13 protein-coding genes are annotated in these 19,222 nt (G+C 56.9%); 6 read left to right on the top strand and 7 right to left on the bottom strand.

Annotated features, from left to right (window positions below; translation table 11 throughout):
* Window positions 1-201: 201 nt before the first annotated feature.
* The 3 genes from Pla52nx_RS01740 to Pla52nx_RS01730 form a co-directional block, all read right to left on the bottom strand.
* A complete protein-coding gene (locus tag Pla52nx_RS01740; RefSeq protein ID WP_146517833.1) occupies window positions 202-1,197 on the bottom strand; it encodes an ion transporter in 996 nt (331 codons plus the stop codon).
* Between the two features lie 22 nt (window positions 1,198-1,219).
* On the bottom strand, window positions 1,220-2,125 hold the full coding sequence (locus Pla52nx_RS01735; RefSeq protein ID WP_146517832.1) for a hypothetical protein: 906 nt from the start codon (window positions 2,123-2,125) through the stop codon (window positions 1,220-1,222).
* Window positions 2,126-2,234: 109 nt separating this feature from the next.
* Window positions 2,235-5,969, bottom strand: coding sequence for a secretin N-terminal domain-containing protein (locus tag Pla52nx_RS01730; RefSeq protein WP_231741577.1), 3,735 nt, complete (start codon window positions 5,967-5,969; stop codon window positions 2,235-2,237).
* 260 nt (window positions 5,970-6,229) lie between these two features.
* Between Pla52nx_RS01730 and Pla52nx_RS01725 the strand changes: the two genes are divergently transcribed.
* Window positions 6,230-7,603, top strand: coding sequence for an amidohydrolase family protein (locus Pla52nx_RS01725; protein ID WP_146517831.1), 1,374 nt, complete (start codon window positions 6,230-6,232; stop codon window positions 7,601-7,603).
* The gene (dinB, locus tag Pla52nx_RS01720; RefSeq protein WP_146517830.1) at window positions 7,603-8,784 is read left to right on the top strand and encodes a DNA polymerase IV; all 1,182 of its coding nucleotides are present in this window, start codon (window positions 7,603-7,605) and stop codon (window positions 8,782-8,784) included. The genes Pla52nx_RS01725 and dinB overlap by 1 nt, the downstream gene beginning before the upstream one ends.
* Window positions 8,785-9,380: 596 nt before the next feature.
* Here dinB and Pla52nx_RS01715 read toward each other — a convergent pair.
* The 3 genes from Pla52nx_RS01715 to Pla52nx_RS01705 all read right to left on the bottom strand — a co-directional run bounded on the left by Pla52nx_RS01715 (window position 9,381) and on the right by Pla52nx_RS01705 (window position 13,842).
* A complete protein-coding gene (locus tag Pla52nx_RS01715; protein WP_146517829.1) occupies window positions 9,381-10,013 on the bottom strand; it encodes a response regulator in 633 nt (210 codons plus the stop codon).
* A 647-nt stretch (window positions 10,014-10,660) separates the two neighbouring features.
* Window positions 10,661-11,950, bottom strand: a complete 1,290-nt coding sequence (locus Pla52nx_RS01710; protein ID WP_146517828.1) for an HD-GYP domain-containing protein — start codon at window positions 11,948-11,950, stop codon at window positions 10,661-10,663.
* A 182-nt stretch (window positions 11,951-12,132) separates the two neighbouring features.
* A complete protein-coding gene (locus Pla52nx_RS01705; protein ID WP_146517827.1) occupies window positions 12,133-13,842 on the bottom strand; it encodes a PQQ-binding-like beta-propeller repeat protein in 1,710 nt (569 codons plus the stop codon).
* 196 nt (window positions 13,843-14,038) lie between these two features.
* Between Pla52nx_RS01705 and Pla52nx_RS01700 the strand changes: the two genes are divergently transcribed.
* The 4 genes from Pla52nx_RS01700 (at window position 14,039) to Pla52nx_RS01685 (ending at window position 18,044) form a co-directional block, all read left to right on the top strand.
* The gene (locus Pla52nx_RS01700; protein ID WP_146517826.1) at window positions 14,039-14,608 is read left to right on the top strand and encodes a DJ-1/PfpI family protein; all 570 of its coding nucleotides are present in this window, start codon (window positions 14,039-14,041) and stop codon (window positions 14,606-14,608) included.
* Between the two features lie 119 nt (window positions 14,609-14,727).
* Complete coding sequence (locus Pla52nx_RS01695; protein WP_231741576.1) at window positions 14,728-15,720, top strand: alpha/beta hydrolase; 993 nt, start codon at window positions 14,728-14,730, stop codon at window positions 15,718-15,720.
* 240 nt (window positions 15,721-15,960) lie between these two features.
* Complete coding sequence (locus Pla52nx_RS01690) at window positions 15,961-17,478, top strand: PQQ-binding-like beta-propeller repeat protein (RefSeq protein WP_231741574.1); 1,518 nt, start codon at window positions 15,961-15,963, stop codon at window positions 17,476-17,478.
* Window positions 17,475-18,044, top strand: coding sequence for a c-type heme family protein (locus Pla52nx_RS01685; protein ID WP_146517825.1), 570 nt, complete (start codon window positions 17,475-17,477; stop codon window positions 18,042-18,044). Before Pla52nx_RS01690 ends, Pla52nx_RS01685 begins: the two co-directional genes overlap by 4 nt.
* On the opposite strand, the gene Pla52nx_RS01680 is transcribed toward Pla52nx_RS01685, so the two are convergent.
* The gene (locus tag Pla52nx_RS01680) at window positions 18,031-19,113 is read right to left on the bottom strand and encodes a hypothetical protein (RefSeq protein ID WP_146517824.1); all 1,083 of its coding nucleotides are present in this window, start codon (window positions 19,111-19,113) and stop codon (window positions 18,031-18,033) included. The two genes, Pla52nx_RS01685 and Pla52nx_RS01680, sit on opposite strands and share 14 nt — an antisense overlap.
* Window positions 19,114-19,222: the final 109 nt, after the last annotated feature.

The raw sequence follows: 19,222 nt of genomic DNA, 5'->3' as shown, positions 1-19,222 counted from the left end.
TCTCCGCAGCTGGGGGAGGTCGGATCGAGCGAAGCAAGATCCGGGAGGGGGCCTACGATCGGCACACCGCATTCAAGAAACCAACCGCCGTGAATGCCCCCCTCCCTCGCATTCGCCTGGACGGCTCTGCTCGACCTCCCCCAAGGAACTTGGGGGAGGTGGCTGCGAAAAAGCACCGCGATTCGGGACCATGACGCTGACCTACGGCAACTTCGCGCCGCAGCGATGGCAGTAGCTTGCGTGTTCGTGGTGCTCGTGTTCGCCACAGGCATCACACTCGCAATAGGACGTCTCGGGCGCATTTGACTTATCGACCACGTCAGACTCGGGCTCAGGTTCAGACTTTGATTCGTCACGTCTTCGCCCGGTCAGTTCAGCGCTGACAAATCCGCTGGGCACGATGATCAGGCTGTAACCCAACAGGATCAAAGCAGCCGAGATGACTTTGCCGGGAGCCGTTTTGGGAACCACATCGCCGTAGCCCACGGTGGTCATCGTCACGATCGCCCAATACATCGATTGCGGAATCGAGGTGAATTGGCTGGGCTGCCTGATCGGCTCGTCATTCTCGCCCAGCAACAACTCGCCGTCAGCGTTGGTCATGAAATCCGCAAACTCGGTTTCGACCAAAAACATCAGGGTGCCGCTGATGGTGACGGAGACCATGATCACTGCCAAGAACACGACGATCTTGTGCCGAGCGCTCCACACCGCGTGCGAAAGCTCATCGGCATCCCGCATCATTCGCCACAGCTTCATCACACGGAAGACGCGTAGCAGGCGGATGCTGCGGACAATGACAAAGGACTGGACCGTGCCACCGGTCCAGATCAACCCAAAATAAGTCGGCACGATGCTCAGCAGGTCAATGATTCCCCAGAAACTAAACGCGTACTTCATCGCGTTTCTGGCAGAAATCAGTCGTAATGCGTACTCGATCGTGAATAATGCCGTCAGGATACACTCGATGATCCAAAGTCCATCGGCGTGCTTCTCGGCAAATCGGGGCACGGTTTCAAGCGAGACGACGACGACACTGATGATGATCAGCACCAGCAAGGCGACATCAAAAACCCAGCCGGCAAACGTGTCCGACTCAAAGATGATGTCGTGCATCGTTACACGCCAAGGTGGCCCATCGGGCCGCTGGGTCCGCCGGCGCGATGGGGCTTCGGTCTTGGCCGTATCTTTTGTCATGTCATCGCGTTAAACGAGTTGTTCAATTGCCGTGCATTGGCAGTGTCGCGCTGGCAGGCAGAACGGCGGTGGGAGAATCCAGGATCACCTTGCCCGTCCGTTTGGTCGGACTCATGTCCAAATACGGCGTCTTGCCATTGTCGGCGGCCAACGCGGAATCCGTGGCCGACGGCGGAAGCTGATAGCTGCGTATCTCCGGCTTACTGGGCACACCCACGGCATTACGACGACGGATCGTCGTCGTCGCCAAACCCGACGTGTCCATCGTTGGAACGCTGGTGGCACGTTGATGATTGTGGTACTGCGGTGAGTACTGTTCGGTCTTCATCGCAATGGTGTTCTTGGCATTCGGGCCGGGCAAAGTGATCGTCGCCGGCACACCTTGCACAATCTTTCCATCGGTGGTCTTGAACGTAGCGACCAATGAAATCGACTTTTGATCAGCTCCGACAGCGTCCCAGGGAATCCAAATGCTGTAGCTGGCTCCCAGGTCACTTTGGCTAAAGTGACGAGTGAACTGATCGGGCGTGAACGCAAAGGGACGCACTTTTTTCTTGGGATCCGTTTCGGATTCGTCGAACCCGTGAACGGACAAGGTGCCCTCGACGGGGACCGCTCTTGATTTTTCATCAAAGAAGAACAGTCGGCCTCCAAAGCCGCGTGTCGGTGTCCGCCCGGTCTGGACCAGCGTGTCCGGCGTCCAAGTGGCTGCCAGCTTGACCGGATTGGGATAGGGCTCCGGCTTTTCGTCCTTGTCCGATGACCATGGCATCTTGGGAACCATGTCGGAAAGCTTCATGTCGCGTTTGGGCGTCATGTTGGTGCAACCGACGCTTGTGACTGCAAGAAACATGCTTGCAGCAATCGCACCGCGCAGTTTCCAACGAGTCACTGTCCAACGAGTCACTGTCCATGGGTTCATTTTCATTTTCACATCCGTGCTTGCATCATGCGGGTCGTTGAGGCGGCTCGCGATACAAGCGGTGTACGCATCGCGATCCGATCTTGGTCAGCGTTCAGTTCGATCTCAGGTGCTGTCAGTTTTGGGTGCCAAGTCGAATGGGACGTGGACCACTGACGTTGGGATAGCCACCTGCAGGGCTGGACTGCATCGGGTTGGATTGCATCCACGGGGCCGGTGTCACGGCGGGGCTGCCTGTCTCGGGCATCATCAACGCGCTGACTTGCCCGATCCCGTTTCCGGGCATTCGCATCCCGGACGACGAGTTGGGCGGCGGCAACACATTGTCCGGCGGCAATGCCTGGACGTCAGGAATCGTGATCGGCGTCGGCAGCGATTCTGGTCCGCTGGGAACCGAAGGTGCCGATCGCGGAGCGGTGTAGCTGGGAACGCCTTCCTGTGATTCCAACAGTCCACTCGCTGGCGAGTCATAGATGATTTCACCGACGGGCTGCTGCATCACCGACGTGGAGTTGTCCAGGACCGGTGATGATCCCATGGGTACGTCGCTGATGATGACTTCATTCTCAACGGTCGGGTTCACGTCAGGGTAGATCACTCCACCGACCGCCGGTCCCCACAGACCGTAGCCGCCGCTGAGTCCGACGTCCCCGTGTGCTTCCACGACATCGGCCAAACACCAGCTCATGCGACTCGATTCGACTTGCTTGACATACTCCAGATCCTGGCCGCCGCTGATCAGCGTCGGTGTCAAGATGATCAACAACTCGTTTCGACGCTCGGTCTCTCGATCGAATCGAAACAGATGGCCCAACAACGGGATGTCGGCGAGCAACGGCACACGACGGCTGATGTTGCTGCGGTTTTTTTGGATCAGACCGCCCATGATCACCGTCTGTCCGTCGTAGACCGACAAGATCGATTGCGCTGTCGTCTGAACAATGTCATCGATCACAAATGAATTGCCGTTACCGTCAAGTACAGTCGTACCGCTTGCGGGATCACGGTCCGAGCGAGTGACGTCGACATCAACCGTGATCACCCCATCGGCACCCACACGAGGTCTGATTCCAAGAGTCAAACCAATAGTGATGTCTTCAATATCCTGTGTCGTCGCGTTGTTGGTGATCGTCGTGCCGCGGAATCGTGCGATCTGGCGTCCGATGTTGATGACCGAGGTTGTGTTGTCCATCGTCATGACTTCTGGACGGCTAAGCACTTGAGCACGATTGGCTTCCTGCAACGTACGCAACAGCAAGCTGACCGAGTCGCTCGCCGCGTTGAGCACGAATCCTCCGTACCCGGTCACCGGACTGGTTTGCCCCAGACCGAATGTCGAGACACCAGCAGCTCCCAAAGTGTTCCGGGCAAACGTATTGGTGTTGGTGGTACCGGCGTTATTGAAATTGAATCCCGGATCTCCCGCCGCAACGGTCCCGGGCACGTCGGCGACGGCAAGGCCACGGTTGAACACGAGGGAGTCTTGCAGACCAAGCTCAGCACCGAACTCAAAGGTATCGCTGAGAGAGACCTCGGCAAGCAGCACCTTGATCAGCACCATCGGACGTCGTCGATCCAGTCGGTCGATCAAGCTGCGGACCTCTTCGTACAGCCTTGGCGAAACACTCAGCAGAATGCTGTTGCTGTTGATCTCGGGGACGGCCACGATATCACGGTCGGGCAAATCATACGGCCCCAGCCCGGCGTTGTACTGTTGAATCGCGTTCTGATTGCCTTGACGCTCGATCACGTAGTTGGTGATGGCATCGGCGATCAATTGAGCATCGTTGTTTCGCAACCAGATGACTTCCGTGATCCGTTCCGCGAATCCTTCGCTATCCAATCGCAACAGGATGCTCTCGACGACTTCCAAGTCCTCCGACGAACCGCTGGCGACGATGCTGTTGGTTCGCACGTCGGTCGAGAATCGCAGGGGAACCAGCGAACTCTCAGAGGATGCCGTTGAACCGGGCAGCCCGGCCAAGTTACCCGCACCGACGCTGGTTCCTGAAGTGCCGGCGTCATCACCAAAGAGCGTCTGCAACGCTTGGGTCAACTGAGCGGCATCACCGTTCTCGATCGTAAAGACCTTGACCAGCGAATCGATGCCGGGTGCCTTGTCCAATTGACGAATCAACTCAGCGATCAACGGCATGCTGGCCGAGGGAGCACGTACAACGATCGCGTTGGCTCCCGCGTCGGCCGTGATGGTGGCTCCGGCCAGGACTCCCGAATCGACCACTCGTTGTTGATCAGAATCCACCGCCACGATCGTCAGTGCTGTCGACGGTGCTGTGATGTTGTCATTGCCACCCTCGTCGGTGCCGTTGATCGCGTCCTGCAAGGTCGCAGCCAAATCCTCGGCAAGTGCATTGTTGAGCGTGAACACCTTCAGCTCGCTCGTTGCGGCAATCTGCTGGACGTCCAATTCGTTGATCAAACGAGTCACCTCGGACATGTCCCGTGGTGAACAACTGACGATCAGCGAGTTGGTGCGGTAGTCGGCCAGGACGCGAACGCGAGCGCCGAGTCCGGGTCGGTTGTCTTCGTCCGAGCCGGGCTGGCTGGTAAAGAATCCTTGGATGGTTTCCTCCGCGTCACGAGCCGAAGCGTTCTGCAAGCGGAAAACCCGCAGACGACTGGACGCTTCCACCGGCAAGTCGATCTTGGCGATCAAGTCCTTGAGGGAAGCAATGGCTTCGGTGCGACCGATCAACAGCAAGCTGTTGGGGCTGTCCAACGAGGTGATGCTGACGTCGCCCAAGCGAGAGGACAAGACGTCTTCATACAGTTGCGACAACAACTCTGAAACCGCGTTGCAGTCGGCGTGCTGCAGCGGAACGATCTCGATGTCGGGCTGAGTCAGACGAGCCTTGTCTTCGATTTCTTGGATCAAACCTTTGACGCGATCCACGTCTCGTTTGGCCCCTTTGATGATGATCTGCCCCAACTCGGGAATGAACTGAATGTCGACGTTGCCCAGCACTCCGCCACCTTCGCTGGTGCCGCCATCGATGACCACTTCGGCTGACTCGGAGCCCTCACCACCGGCGGCTCCGCCATCGGCTGCTGCCCCCGCTCCGCCGGCTTGGGTTTGAAAGACCGCGTTGCGAAAGATCGAACTGTTGCCCGTCGCACGAGATCCCGGACGATCCTCCAAAGAACGCAACAAGCGAATTGCGCGTTGAATGGGCGCTGGCTCTGCGTGAACCAAGCGATGAATCTGCGTCACGTCGCTGGCTGTCAGGGGCGCGGTGTCCAGCGAGCGAATCATGTTTCGCCAACCTGGGATCGACGGATCGGGTCCGCGAACGGTGACGATGTTGTGTTTGCGATCGACCTCCACGGTCGTGCCAGACATCGCGTCGGCGACCATTTGATAGGCGGCACGATTTCCGTTGTCGCTGGTCGTCACCGGCGTCAGAGGCCCGCCGATCTGTTGCAGATCTCGCTCAAATTGACGCCAAGTGATGTTCGTCAACTGCACGCTGAAGGGGCTTGCTGGCAACGAAGCGTCGGGACGCACCCCGCCTTGATCCAAGAGCGACTTGACCTCACTGGCGATCTGCTGTTGCGTCGCTGGCGGTGCCATCACGACGAGCTGCTGATTCTTGGCGTCCGGAGCAATGCTGACGTTGGGCACGTCTTGGTAGCGGAGGCTCAACGCTGTTGCCAACGAACTGGCATGAGCTGCGGGAACCGGCAGCTTTCGCAGTTGAGACTTTTCGGTCAAAGTCAGCCCAGGCAGGGATTCGGGATCCAACCCACCCGGTTGTTGGGCAAGTGTCGGCGAACTCATCGCAATGGCGACGGTTCCGATGCATACGACAAGGAGTTTGAAGCGGTGCACGGGCAACCACCCTTTTTTCTGTGTAGGGTCAGCGGGAAAATGAATGGGCCTTCCGGAGCGCTTTGCCCATTCATCCAGAGCTATCGTCTCAGCCGTCACAGCCCCTACAGTCAAAAACCACCTTTGATACCGGCAGTAACACCTGTAATGCCGAATGTCGTTAAGCTGTTCCCAACGCAGCGACTTGGGGAAATGGCAAAGATGGGTCGTCACTGTGACGCCGTAGTCCAAATCCCTCCCATTGCACGAGCCCAATCGCGATGCCGGTCAAACGAAAACCATCTCCAGCAAGCCAAACCCTGACCGGGCAGCTCTTGATCAGTGACACCCCCGGACGAATGTCTCTCCAGCCAGGTACTCTCCACGTTGTTGACGGCGTGATTGAAGAGATTCAGCTCGGTGAGATCGATGCCAATGCTAGCTTGGGCGATGATCGGACACTGATTTGCCCAGGGTTGATCGACACCCATGTCCACTTGCCGCAGTTCGACGTGATTGGCGCCCACGGAATGCCTTTGTTGCGATGGCTGGACGAAGTCATCTTTCCTGCGGAGATCCTTTGGAACGACACTGATTTTGCCAAACGCATGACTCAGCGAGTGATCGGGCAATGTCTTTCGGTAGGGACCACGGGGGTGGCCGCGTACGCGACATCGTGCCATGGGTCTACCATGGACGCATTGCATGCTTTTCATGAAACGGGAATGCATGCTTTGGTTGGACAAGTTCTGATGGATCGTGGCGGGCCCGCCGCGTTGTGTCACGATCCAACGCAGCTCATTGAGGAAACCCAGCAAACGCTGGATGCGTTTCCACCTGGCAGCCGCGTGCAAGCCGCGGTGACTCCCAGGTTTGCCTTGGCATGTTCCGCTGAATTGATGGCATCTGCTGGAAAGCTTGCGGCGGAAGCGTCGGCTTATGTCCAGACGCATCTCGCGGAGACACGTGCCGAGTGTGAACGTGTGTCCGAGTTGTTCCCCGATCGGCGCTACACGGAGGTTTATGCCGACGCCGGGCTGTTGAGTGAACGATCGTTGCTGGGGCACGGAATTTTCATGGACGAGCAGGACCACCGGTTGCTCGCGAGCAGTGGAGCGATCGTAGCTCATTGCCCGACGGCAAACTCGTTTCTGCAATCCGGCGTGATGAATCGCGCTCAACTGATGCAATCTGGCGTACGCATGACGCTTGGCAGCGATGTCGGAGCGGGATACCAACGCAGCATGATTCGAGTGGCTCAGGGGATGATTGAGGCGGCAAGCCAGATCACGATGCGGCGAGCGGAAGGGATCCATGGCGGGCAACAGGTATCTGGCGTTTCACCGGAGCCTGCAGCGGAGACACCGTCCGCGCCGGAGGCTTGGTACCAAATCACCACGGGCAATGCGGATGCGTTGGGGTGGAGCGACGTCGGTCGGATCGCTGTCGGGGCGACGGCGGATTTGTTGGTCATCCGACCAGAACTGGATTGGCTCGCCGGCCCGGTCGATCCACTTTCGCGACTGTTGTTCTCGTGGGATGATCGATGGTTGCGAGCCACGCTCTTGAATGGTGCCGTTCGCTGGTCGGATCGCGAGTTTGTGGATCACGAGTTTGCGGATCGTTCTTACAGCAAGCCTCAGAGAGATCGCTGATGTTCGTGCACGTCGACATGGATGCTTTCTACGCGGCTGTCGAGCAGCGAGACCATCCGGAACTCAGAGGGATTCCGATTGCGGTCGGAGGTTCCGCATCGGGTCGGGGCGTTGTTCAAACCGCCAGCTATGAAGCCCGTGAGTATGGAGTCCACAGCGCGATGTCCGGTCGACGCGCCGCAGAGTTGTGTCCGCACATTACGTTTGTTCGAGGGCGGTTGGATCACTACGCGAGTGTAGGTCGTGAGGTCCGCGAGATCTTTCATCGATACACGCCATTGGTTCAGCCGCTGTCTCTGGACGAGGCCTTCTTGGATGTGTCTGGCAGCGAGCGACTATTCGGTTCTGCGGAAGAGATCGGCCGCCGAATCAGGCACGACATCCAATCGGAATTGAATCTGACCGCAAGCGTTGGCATTGCACCGCGAAAGTTTGCCGCCAAGATCGCGAGCGACTTGGGCAAGCCCGATGGATTCGTCGCGGTGCAGGAAAGCGAGTTGATCGCCTTTCTGGATCCGTTGCCGATCAAGCGTCTGTGGGGAGTCGGGGGCGTTGGTCAGAAGCGTCTGGAGCAGATGGGCATCCACAAAATCGCAGACATCCGAGCCCGGTCACTGGAGAGCATGCGTGGCCGGCTTGGACAGTGGGGGGAACACTTGTGGAACTTGGCCAACGGGATCGACGCACGCAAAGTCGTCGTGGATCATGAAGCCAAACAGATCAGCCATGAGCGAACGTTTTGGACTGATATGAGCGATCTGGAATCCATGAACGCCGTGATCAGCTTTTTGGGAGAGCAAGTCGGGATGCGGTTGCGTCAGAATCAGCGAGCTTGCAAAACGGTGAGCGTGAAATATCGCCGAGAGGATTTCCAAACCTTCCAACGCAGCCAATCGTTTGCCAGTCCCACCGATAGCACCGCCCAGATCATCGCACTCGCATCCGATTTGCTGAGTCAACTGCGTCAAAAACATCCTCGTCCCGTCAGGCTGCTCGGTGTGTCTGCGGGAAATCTCACGCGACCTGGACAGCCAAAGCAATTGTCGCTGTTCGAAGATCCCTCGGAACAGGCGGATCGCAAAGTGGATGAGGTTGTCGATCGTCTAGCCAAACAGTTCGGGCGTTCCGCGGTTTACCGAGCGGAAAGCCATCGTTGGATCCATCGCGACAAGGATTCCTGAGGACTGCGACGTTCGCAGCAACGCTGGACTGCTCAAAGTTTGGGGTTGACATTGTCTTTTCAGTCTATGTTTTCGTTCCATGCATCGCAATCAAAGTGAGCCTCAGGCGCTAGCCGTGGGCCGGCACCACAATCCGCCTCAGGCCCACGGCTAGCGTCTGAGGCTCACTGGGGCCACCAGCTGCGCCGGCAGTAGGGACATAAACTTGCACAAACCCAAAAGAAACAACACCAAACTTTGAACAGTCCAGGGTTAGCCGTTTTGGCGATAGCGGACTGTTGATCTAGTGGCTAACGCAACCCGAAGCGTCAGCGAGGGATCCGTCAAACGGCAGCAACTGCCAAGAATCCCTGGCTGACGCGTCGGGTTATGACTAAATCAACAGGCCGATAGCCACGGTTGGATCGCGAAAACCGTGGCTATCGCAAAAACGGCTCATTCATCGAACCCACGTTCTAAGACTGGACGACGCACTAGATACGCTGAGCTGTTAGGGATCTCGTGCAAATTCCAACGGCTGACGTCGCAAAAAAAAGAGCGGCAGAGTTCGCTGGAACTCACCCGCTCGTTTCAATCGTCTAAGGAACCCGGTCGTGTTAGACGAGGTTTTGACGCACGGCCCAAACAGCAGCTTGTGTACGGTCCGTCACGCCGATCTTTCGCAAGATATGTTGCACGTGTTCTTTGACGGTTTCGTAGCTGATGCCGAGCATCTTTGCGATCTCTTTGTTCGTCAGGCCTTGAGCCATTTGACGCAGCACTTCGCTTTCACGGTGTGTCAAAGGAACATCGATGTCTTGGCTCAGACGTGGAGTCGCCAAAGCACCGGTGACGCGACGCAGTTCTTCACGGGTCCACGCGGACTCACCAGCGGCGGCGGTTTGCAAAGCCTCGATCAAGCGGTCACGTGGCGCTGATTTCAAGACATACCCGGCGGCACCCAAGGCAACTGCGCGAGCGATGTAGGTCGGATTGTCGTACGCTGAATACAGGACGATGGGCAGATCAGGATGATCGAGCTTCAAGCGACCGAGCGTATTGAGCCCGTCACCGCCTTCCATCCGAATGTCCATCAAGATGACATCGGGAACAGATTTTTCGACAGCCGCAAGTGTTTCTGCTGCGTTGGAAGCTTCTTCGGTAATGGTCAAATCGGTGCCTTCGAGCATCGATCGGAGACCGAGCCGGATCACCATGTGGTCGTCGACCACCAACAATTTTTTACTCATCTCTCTTCCTCGGTTTGGTTGGAATTCTGAAAGCTAGCAGCCATGCTGTTTGGTTGTTCGTTGAACATTAGGGGGGGAGGGGTGTTTCGTCTCAACCTGCCCCGCCAGGAGTGCGTTTCAAACCACTCAAATGACCGTCCCTCTCCGCTATGAAATCTAAATCAGCTTCCTACTGGAAGCCGTCTCAAAACAGTGAGAGATCACTCTGTGACCGATATCCCCCACCCTTGGTAGACCTACTCGTCTCACGTGAGTAGGGTCGACTCACCCCATAGTAGGTAATTGTAGGAACAGATGTTAAGTGCCTACAGCGAAATCCTATGATTTTTGAATGATTCGGCAATCGATGGTTCCCCCAATTCTATGGGGAAGTGAGAGGTTCTTTGGAATCACCAGAGACCGTTTCGGACAAATTGATGACCAATTCACTACGCTCATCGGCTCAACAGTCCCCTCTCTACGAGGGTGGCCCGCGACGGTAGTTCGCCACCCGTTTTCCATGCATTGGCGGATGGCTGAACGCTTGAGCAGTGAAAAGTGTGAAGTGATGCGTCTCGAAAGAGGCGGGAAAAAAGTGCTTTCCGCCAAGAGGGTGGGGGAATTCACCTAGTCGATGAGTCTGTTTATCAAAGCGGCAATCGACACCGCTAAACCGTCGGATTTCCGACTGGCGGATCCGCGTCACGAGAGAAGTCGACGGAGAACAGACTGGGGGAGGAGAGCAGCACATCAACGACGTCGGCAGCCCACTGGACGCCCCGACCGGCCAAAAATATTTCGCGAACTTTTTCCAGCGGCATCCCCGAACGGTAGGGTCGATCGCTCGTCATGGCGTCGAAGGCATCGGCCACGGCCATGATTTGAGCGTCCCGCGGAATGTCCAAACCCGCCAGACCATCGGGATAACCGCTTCCATCCCAGGACTCATGGTGATGGCGAACGGCGGGCAAGATCTGGTGGAACTGTTGGATTCCTTTGAGGATATCGTAGCCCAGCGCAGGGTGCTGCTTGATCTGATCGAACTCTTCGTCGGTCAAGCGGCCGGGCTTTTGAAGCACCGAGTCTTGGACACCGATCTTGCCGATGTCATGCAGGATACCGCCCATCCGAATGTTGGCGAGTTGAGTTTCGGTGTACCCGAGTCCTTTCGCAAGCTCGACGGCCAGCAGCGATACACGATCGCTGTGTCCACTGGTGTATTTGTCTTTGGCATCCAGCGCAGAGACAAGTGACTGGATGGTTCCTTGGAACATGCGTTCCAGTTGCAAGTACTGACGCTGGTTGATGAGATGGACGGCCAACATCATGGAGGTGGATTGCATCATGTCGGCTTCGATGGTCCCGAACTCATCCCGATCGATGGATCGGATCGCGATCATCTGACCTAGCTGGTCGTCCCGCCGACGAATCGGGACAACGCCGACACGAATGGATCGACCGTCGTTAAGCAAGAGTTGGTTGACAATCGCGACGCTCTGTTGCTCACCGGCCATGCTCACTGAGTGCTTGTTGGCAATCGTTGCCAATTGCAACATCCATTCTTTGGAGACAGACTCACCAACAAGATCAAAGACTTCGTCACGACCAATCGCATCATCCGCGGTGAGGTGTAATGCCAACGATTGGGAATCGATGCAGGGTGCCAACTCTTGCAACAATGATCGGATGATTTGCGACGACTGCTCAACGGCGGTGAGTGTCTGGGTCAGTCGCTGGGTCAGGCCGTGGATGAGCGAAAGTTCTTCGAATCGCGACGCCAACGCATCGGATAGCCAGTCCACTTCTTCTTGCAGCGACGGCGCCGGACAATTGTTTTTCTCATCGGGATGCCCTGCGACTTGCGTTCCAAACTCGGGCGGCCCCAACGGCACGGCGCTGTCCAAGTTCTGCAGGCTGTTGCGGCCGGCGTGGTCGGTCGTTGAGGAAGTTGTGATCATGACGTCCAAAGGAAAACTCAGGGGATCGATGTCGATACTCCTGCGACGATTCGTTCAGACAACGCTACTACGCAACCCTCCATCAATATCGCTTCCCAGCCACCGTGTCGTAATTCCGTCAACGAAGTGTGCTGGTGGAATCGATGGAAGCGATTGTATCGGTCCGCAGAGATTCAGATCGGCTAATTTCCGAACGGATCGCCACCGAACGGATCGGCCATCTCTCCACCACCTGCTGCATCTGCACCTCCGGCAAAGGGATCAGCGGCAGCACCTGCGCCAAAGGGATCGCCACCGGCGGGGGCGGGGGCAGCGGGAGTGGCAAACGGATCCGCAGCACCGAAGGGATCGGCAGGGTTGTCCAAAGGATCCATCTTCAGCGGCTGAGTTGCCGCGGGAGCGATACCTTCGGGCGTTTCCTCGATGTCTTCGTTGGTCATGAAGGTCGGCATCTTGGTACCCACCGGCCGCATGCATTGAACGGCACCGGTCTCGTTCACAAAGTACAGTCGGTTGGTTTCCCGATTGACGAGCAAGCGGTTGGGGCGGAACGAAGAGTAGATCGCGTCCATTTTGCCCGTTTCCAGATCGATCACGGCAAACGCACTGCTGAGGGTTCGCACGTACAGTTTTCCATCGAATGCACCGATCATTCTATCGATCCCGGCGATCGGTTTGGTCCATTTACTGATACCATCGACCGTGCCCAGTGAATAAAGATTTCCGTAGGCGCTCCGCAACAGAACTTGATCGTCGACGACCATAGGTGCCGAGTAGAACGGTTCTCCATAGGGGCGTGACCAAAGAACATCACCCAGCCGAGTCCCTCGAATTCCATAGACCTGCCCCGACTCGCTACCAAAGAAAAAGCGATTCCCTGATGCGGATGCGATGCGTCCGCTGACGATTCCATCGGTGTCCAAACGAAACAGCACCGAGGGCTCACCGGAAAGTTCCATCACGTAGACAAATCCCTGATCGGTCGCCCAAGCGACCCGAGTCGAATCCGGTGCTTTGGTGGGCGGCGAAAGAGCAATCCCCGTGACGATTTCCATGAAGGGGTCGCGGGTCGTATCGCCCAGCGGATAACCTTCGACGCTGCTGCGTATCGTTGCCACCAGCGAGTAGGATCCCGAATGGATGGCACCGTACAGCGGAGTCCCCGATGTTCGTACCGAGTTGACTTCAACGCCGTCAGAAATGTCCAGCTTGATCAGATTACCACCATTGGTAATCGTCAAGAATTCATCACCGATCCCCATGGTTCCATAGACCAATCGAGGATCGCCCACGTGACTCAACCAAATCGGTTCGCCTGTCTCCGCGTTACGGCACTCGATCGTGCCATCATCGCAGGCGGTGTACAGGTTGACGCGTGGAACACTGCGAGTGGTGATTTCAGCGGTGATTCCACGACGAGTCAGGCGTCGAATCTCGGCTCTCGCTAATCGCTTTGCTTCCTCCTCTCCGATCGGCAACCCGTTGGTATCCGCTTGGTCGGTTGGAATGCGGAACAAGACGTTGCCATCCGGTTTCGCCGTGCCATCCGGCTTCGCCGAGTCGGTGGCTGGCGCTGCAGCCGCATCGGCAGTCTTGACGATTTCAACGTAGACACGGGGGCTGGCCTGATGGACATGCACCTGCTGATCCACGATGGACTGCTCTCCACCGGGGACCGACGTTTGACGACGCCACGCTTCCTCCAGTTGCAACTGGCTGGCAATTGCAGGCGACATCATTTCACCGCCGTCGGCATGTTGACTGTGCAGCATGCATGCGATCATCAGAAACACGCAGGAGGTCCACACGGTCGACAGGGTCCGCTTCACGGGGTTGGACTGCATCATGTGGTTGGAGTGGGTGAGAACGGAGGGACGAGGCAATCGGGTCATGGGAATCCATCAGCCAAGAGAACGCGGAAAAGCGAGGCAGAGATCGGGGTACCGTCTGCTGCACAAAGTTTAGTCGATTGCTAAGCAAACACCAACGAAATGGTGTCTATTGGGAGCATTGCGCCCGCTCGCCGAACGCGGACGGGCGGGTATTTCGGAAATCCGGAAGCAACGAAAAACAACTGGAGAAAAGCGAATGAAGCGGGTTTTGATGCTGGTGGGCGATTTCGTCGAGGATTACGAGGCCATGGTTCCCCTGCAAATCCTACAAACCGTCGGTCACCAGGTGGACACCGTTTGCCCGAACAAATCCCCCGGAGATACCGTCGCCACGGCGATTCACGACTTTGAGGGGCACCAAACCTACAGCGAAAAACCCGGGCACCGGTTTGCAATCACCGCTGATTTCGAGGCCTGCAACGCGGCAAACTATGACGCCCTGGTGATTCCGGGCGGACGGGCGCCGGAGTATTTGAGGATGGATCAGCGGGTTTTGGAGTTGGTTCGAGCCTTTGATGCGGCCACCAAACCGATCGCAGCGATCTGCCACGGACCCCAGATTTTGGCAGCCGCCGGAGTGCTGACGGACCGCCAATGCAGTTGCTACCCCGCGGTTTCCTACGAGGTCACAGCGGCGGGGGGCCAGTACATCGCGCCGGCCGGAACGATGGATTCTGCTCACGTGCACGGACACTTGGTCAGCGCACCGGCGTGGCCTGCTCACCCGGCGTGGATGCGAGCCTTTTTGAAATTGTTGGGCGACTGAGCCGATCGACCATCGCTTCCTTCTCGCTTTTTTTCGCGTCGCCAGCCCTCCAAGCGCATAATGGAGGGGACTGGTTCTCGTCCCTTGTCGTCCCATGTTTGTTTTCAGGAGTCCATCACATGCCGGTTGCGGTCCAGCAGATCAACAGTGTTCCCCAACAAGTCCATCACGTCAGAAGTTTGTCTCCACGGGTGATGCTCTGCCTGTTCGTGGCTGCGATCGGACTGACCATGGTTGCCCCCAGCGGCCTGATGGTTCCTGCATCTGCGCAAGCGCCCCCGGCGAAGACAAAAAAGGAGAAACCCAAGCCACGTCCCGTCAAACTCAGGACCAAAGACGGCCTGGAACTCCAAGCGTTTTACTTCCCTTCGGATCTGGAAAAGAAAGCGATTCCGGTCCTGTTGATTCACGAATGGCAAGGCCAGCCCAGTCCGTACGTGAATCTCGTCAAAGCACTCAACGCCGCCGGCTGTGCGGTGCTGGTTCCTCAATACCGAGGACACGGAAACAGCAAGACCTACATCGACGCATCTGGCAAGGAGCAGGAGTTCAACGTGGCGACGATGAACAAACGCGACATCCAAAACATCATCATGTACGATCTCGAGGAAGCCAAGCGATTCTTGAAAGAAGAAAACAACGAAGGCAAGTTGAACCTCAATGCCCTGTGCGTGATCGGTGTTCGCGAAGGCTGTGTACTCGCCGCCAACTGGGCGCAACGCGATTGGCGTTTTCCATCGGTGGGTTCCAAGAAGCAAGGGCAAGACGTCAAAGCACTCGTGCTGATTTCACCCGAGAAGCTTCTCAAAGGCATTCCCATCGATCCTCCGTTGAGCGATCCAAACTTGCTGCGATTGCCGACATTGATCGTCTCAGGCCAAAGCTCTCCCAGCTCGGATACTGCCGACCGTATCCACAAACGCTTGAAAGTCGTCAAGACAAAACTCGGCGGTGGAACACTCAGCGGCTTGGAAGAAGTCATCGCAAAGGAATCACTCGACGCCCCCGCACTGGTGATGCAATCCTCGACCGTCGTTCCCGCAATCGTCAAGTTCGTCACGACCAGTATCGAAGTCGACGAGTTCAACAATCCTTGGATCGATCGCCCCTAAATCGACAACGTCAGATCACCAAAGGATTTGTACAAGCTCAGCGAGTATTGGTCGCTCACTGGGACACCCATCTCAAGACGCTTGGTTTGCCGACACTCCGCAGACAAGGCAAGCGAATTCGGAAATCTGCAGGGTTTGAGAAAACGCAGCCCACAATATGCACCGACAGGTGTACAATTTGGTACAGCGTGACTTCGGGCGTGGAACACGCCGAGATGTTTTTTGACCTGATCGATTGCCATGAATGCCTCCGACCTCGTTGCCTTGCGTCGCTGTTGCGTGTTGTGGTGGTTCTCCGTTTGGATTGTCGTTTTGAATTTCGCGGCGATGTCGCTGATGGCCGACGACGGTTGGACTGGGTTTCGTGGTGACGGCAGCGGAAACACGGTAGCTGAACTGCCCACCGTGTGGTCCTCCGAGCAAGGCATAGCGTGGAGGGCAGACATTCCCGGTTATGGACAATCATCGCCGGTTGTTTTTGAAAATCGGGTCTTCCTCACATCGAGCGACGGACCGTTTCAAGAAGAGTGCCAAGTGCACGCGTTTGATTTACAAACCGGCGAGAAACTTTGGACGCGTCGGGTGCAAGCGACGACACAGGTCGAGAACTACTTTCGCAACAGTCGCGCCGCGCCCACCTGTGTGGTTGATGCCGACGCGGTCTACTCGTTCTTTGCCAGCGGCGATTTGACGGCGATGAATCATGACGGGCAGACGTTGTGGAGCACGCCGATCATCAAAACCTATGGCGTAGTCGACAACGAGCGAGGTGTTGCCAGCTCACTTTGTCAGACGGCAACCAGTGTGTTTGTTTTGATCGATCACCATGGACCCTCGTACTTGGTTGCGATCGACAAGGAGAGCGGCCAAGTGGCATGGAAAGCCGAACGGGGCGAGCGAGTTCCCTCTTGGTCGACACCCGTGATTGCAAGTTGCGGGGATCGTCAACTGGTCATCACCAGTTCGGCGGATACCGTGGACGCCTTCGATGCACAGTCCGGGGAGTCGCTGTGGCAACTCGGTGGTTTGCAAGGCAATCATATTCCATCGGCCAGCGTCGTCGGCGATCGAGTCTTTGTCGGGTCCACCACGATGTACGGCGGCGCATCGGACGAGACCGCTACGGCGGCATCGAATTGCTGCATCAAGCTGACCATGGTTGACGGCAAGCCGGGCTACGAAGTCCTCTGGGGTGCCGAGCGAGCGAACTCGTATTACTCCACGCCGCTGGCTTTCGCCGGATACGTTTACTATGTCAACAAAGTGGGCGTGCTGTACTGCATCAACGACCAGACGGGCGAACAGGTCTTTGCCAAACGCATCGGCAATCCCTGCTGGGCTTCCGCGATCGGCGTGACCGATTCACGCGGCGCGTCGTTGGTGTACTTTGTCATGAAAAACGGCTTCACACTCGTCTTGCGTCCCGGTGATCGTTTTGATCCAGTCGCACGCAATCCGCTGTGGGAAGTCGACGAGATGCTGGCCGCTCGAGATGCTGCGGAAAAGCAACGTCGTGCGAATGTTGTTCCCGATGATCTGGCGGCTCCGAAGACCGGACCGGAAAAAGTGTTCGCCGGGATGCCCGAGAACCAACTTCATCAGATGTTTTCTTACGGCGATCCCACCGCCTACGCTGCAGCGGTCGCGGGCAACAGCCTGCTGATCCGCACTGGCCAGCATCTGTACTGTATCCGTGATGAAGCTATCCGTGATGAAACTCGCGACCATCCACCTATCATCGATCGTACGCACGAATGAAACCACGACTCCTACTCGGCCTCTTTTTCCTGACCGTCGTTGCGCTTGCGATCGCTGGTGCACAAGACGATCCGTCGACCAATGCACCGAGTTCCAATCAGACGAATGGGCTGCCAGACGCATCCGAAGCTCGAATGCGTGCCAAGATGTTGCACGAGCTGGTGCGTGGGACGCTCCAGATCATGCATCGTGATTTTTTTGACGAAGAGAACGCCCACGCAATTCCGTCTGCTTCCCTCGAAGACGTCTTTCACGAGATGGCAGAGGGCTATGACGTGCGGATGAAGTGGTTGGTCGTCAATACGGACGTGGTCAATATCGACCATGTTGCAAAAACGGAGTTTGAAAAGTCAGCTGTGCAGTCACTTGCCGCTGGGAAACCTTATGCCGAGCGCATCGATGGGGACCAATATTCCTACGCCGGCCCGATACGACTTGGTTCGCAATGTCTGAAGTGCCATGTCAAGCGTCGCAACAGCAATGAAGACCGCACGGCGGGCCTCATCATCACGATGCCGTTGAATCCGCGTCAGGATCGAACCGACGCTGGGTTCACGCCCGAGTGAGTTTGGTGACGCGACCGGTGGCGACCCATTCGGCGACATAGATATTGCAGTCGTTATCAAAACACGCGTCGTGTGGGTGCACGAACTTTCCTTGTTGCCAGAGTGACTCATCGGTCCGGATCTTGAAACCCTTGGATTCGGCTTTGTCCGCCAGAATGCGTTCTCGGTCGTCGCCAAGCGTCGCCACCGTGTTGTGATTTCGGTCCAGCAGAGAAACACGTGCAACCAATTCGGGGACCAACATCAGGTCACCGTGGGTGTCGATATTGGCGGGCAATCCGAAACCTTGCACGGTCTTTCGATAGTTGCCGTCCAAGTCAAACATTTGCAGGGTGTTGTTGGCGCGGTCGGCGACGACGATTTCGGTTTCACCGTTGGGTCGGTCGTCGATCCAGATGCCGTGCGGCAAGTTGAACGTGCCTTCGCCTTTGCCCGAGCCGCCGAAGTGGCTTTTCCAATTTCCATCGATGTCGTAACGATGGATCACGTAGGCGCCATAGCCGTCGGCGACGAGAAAGTCTCCGTCGGGTAGAAAGGCAAAGTTGGTGGGCATGAACCGATCCCTCCCCCATTTCTGCTGGGGATCACTGGCTTCGCCCTCCGCGTACCGTTGGCTATTCATCGGCGCGTACTGTTGCCAGACCAACTCACCGCTGAGGGTGAGTTTGCAAATGGTTTTGAGTTGTTGATAACCGGTGACGTACAAGAACGGCGTTCCCTCCTCCACGCGGATGTCCAGCCCGTGGCCGCCGCCCTGGAATTGCTCACCAAAGGCACGCACGAATCGGCCTTCGGGGTCGAACACAAAAATGGACGGGTGGTTGGGCTGCGTCGCAAAGCCTTCGTGGATGACGTACAGGTTGTTGTCTGGGTCCACGGCAACGTTGTGCGTGGTCTGCCAGCGGTATTTCTCCGGCAGTTGTGTGAACGTGTGATTGCAGTGGTAGACATGGTCTCCTGATCCGATCACCTCTTGGGCTGCAGTGCGTTTGGACGTCAGGATGGCGGGGGCCAAGACTGCAGCGGTGGAGGCGGCAAGGAACCGGCGGCGAGAAGGTCGAGTGTTCATACGCGCAGTGCTATCAGAGCAGTGAAATAGGGAAAGGAAATGGCGGGGGGCTCAGAGCCAATTGCTGACTTTAGGGGCTTTCGTCGTCGCCTTCAACATTGTCTGGTTT

Source organism: Stieleria varia, assembly GCF_038443385.1.
In the GTDB taxonomy this organism is placed as follows: Bacteria; Planctomycetota; Planctomycetia; order Pirellulales; family Pirellulaceae; genus Stieleria; species Stieleria varia.
Note: the sequence above shows the minus strand (reverse complement) of the source record. Positions and strands in the feature narration are given on the sequence as shown.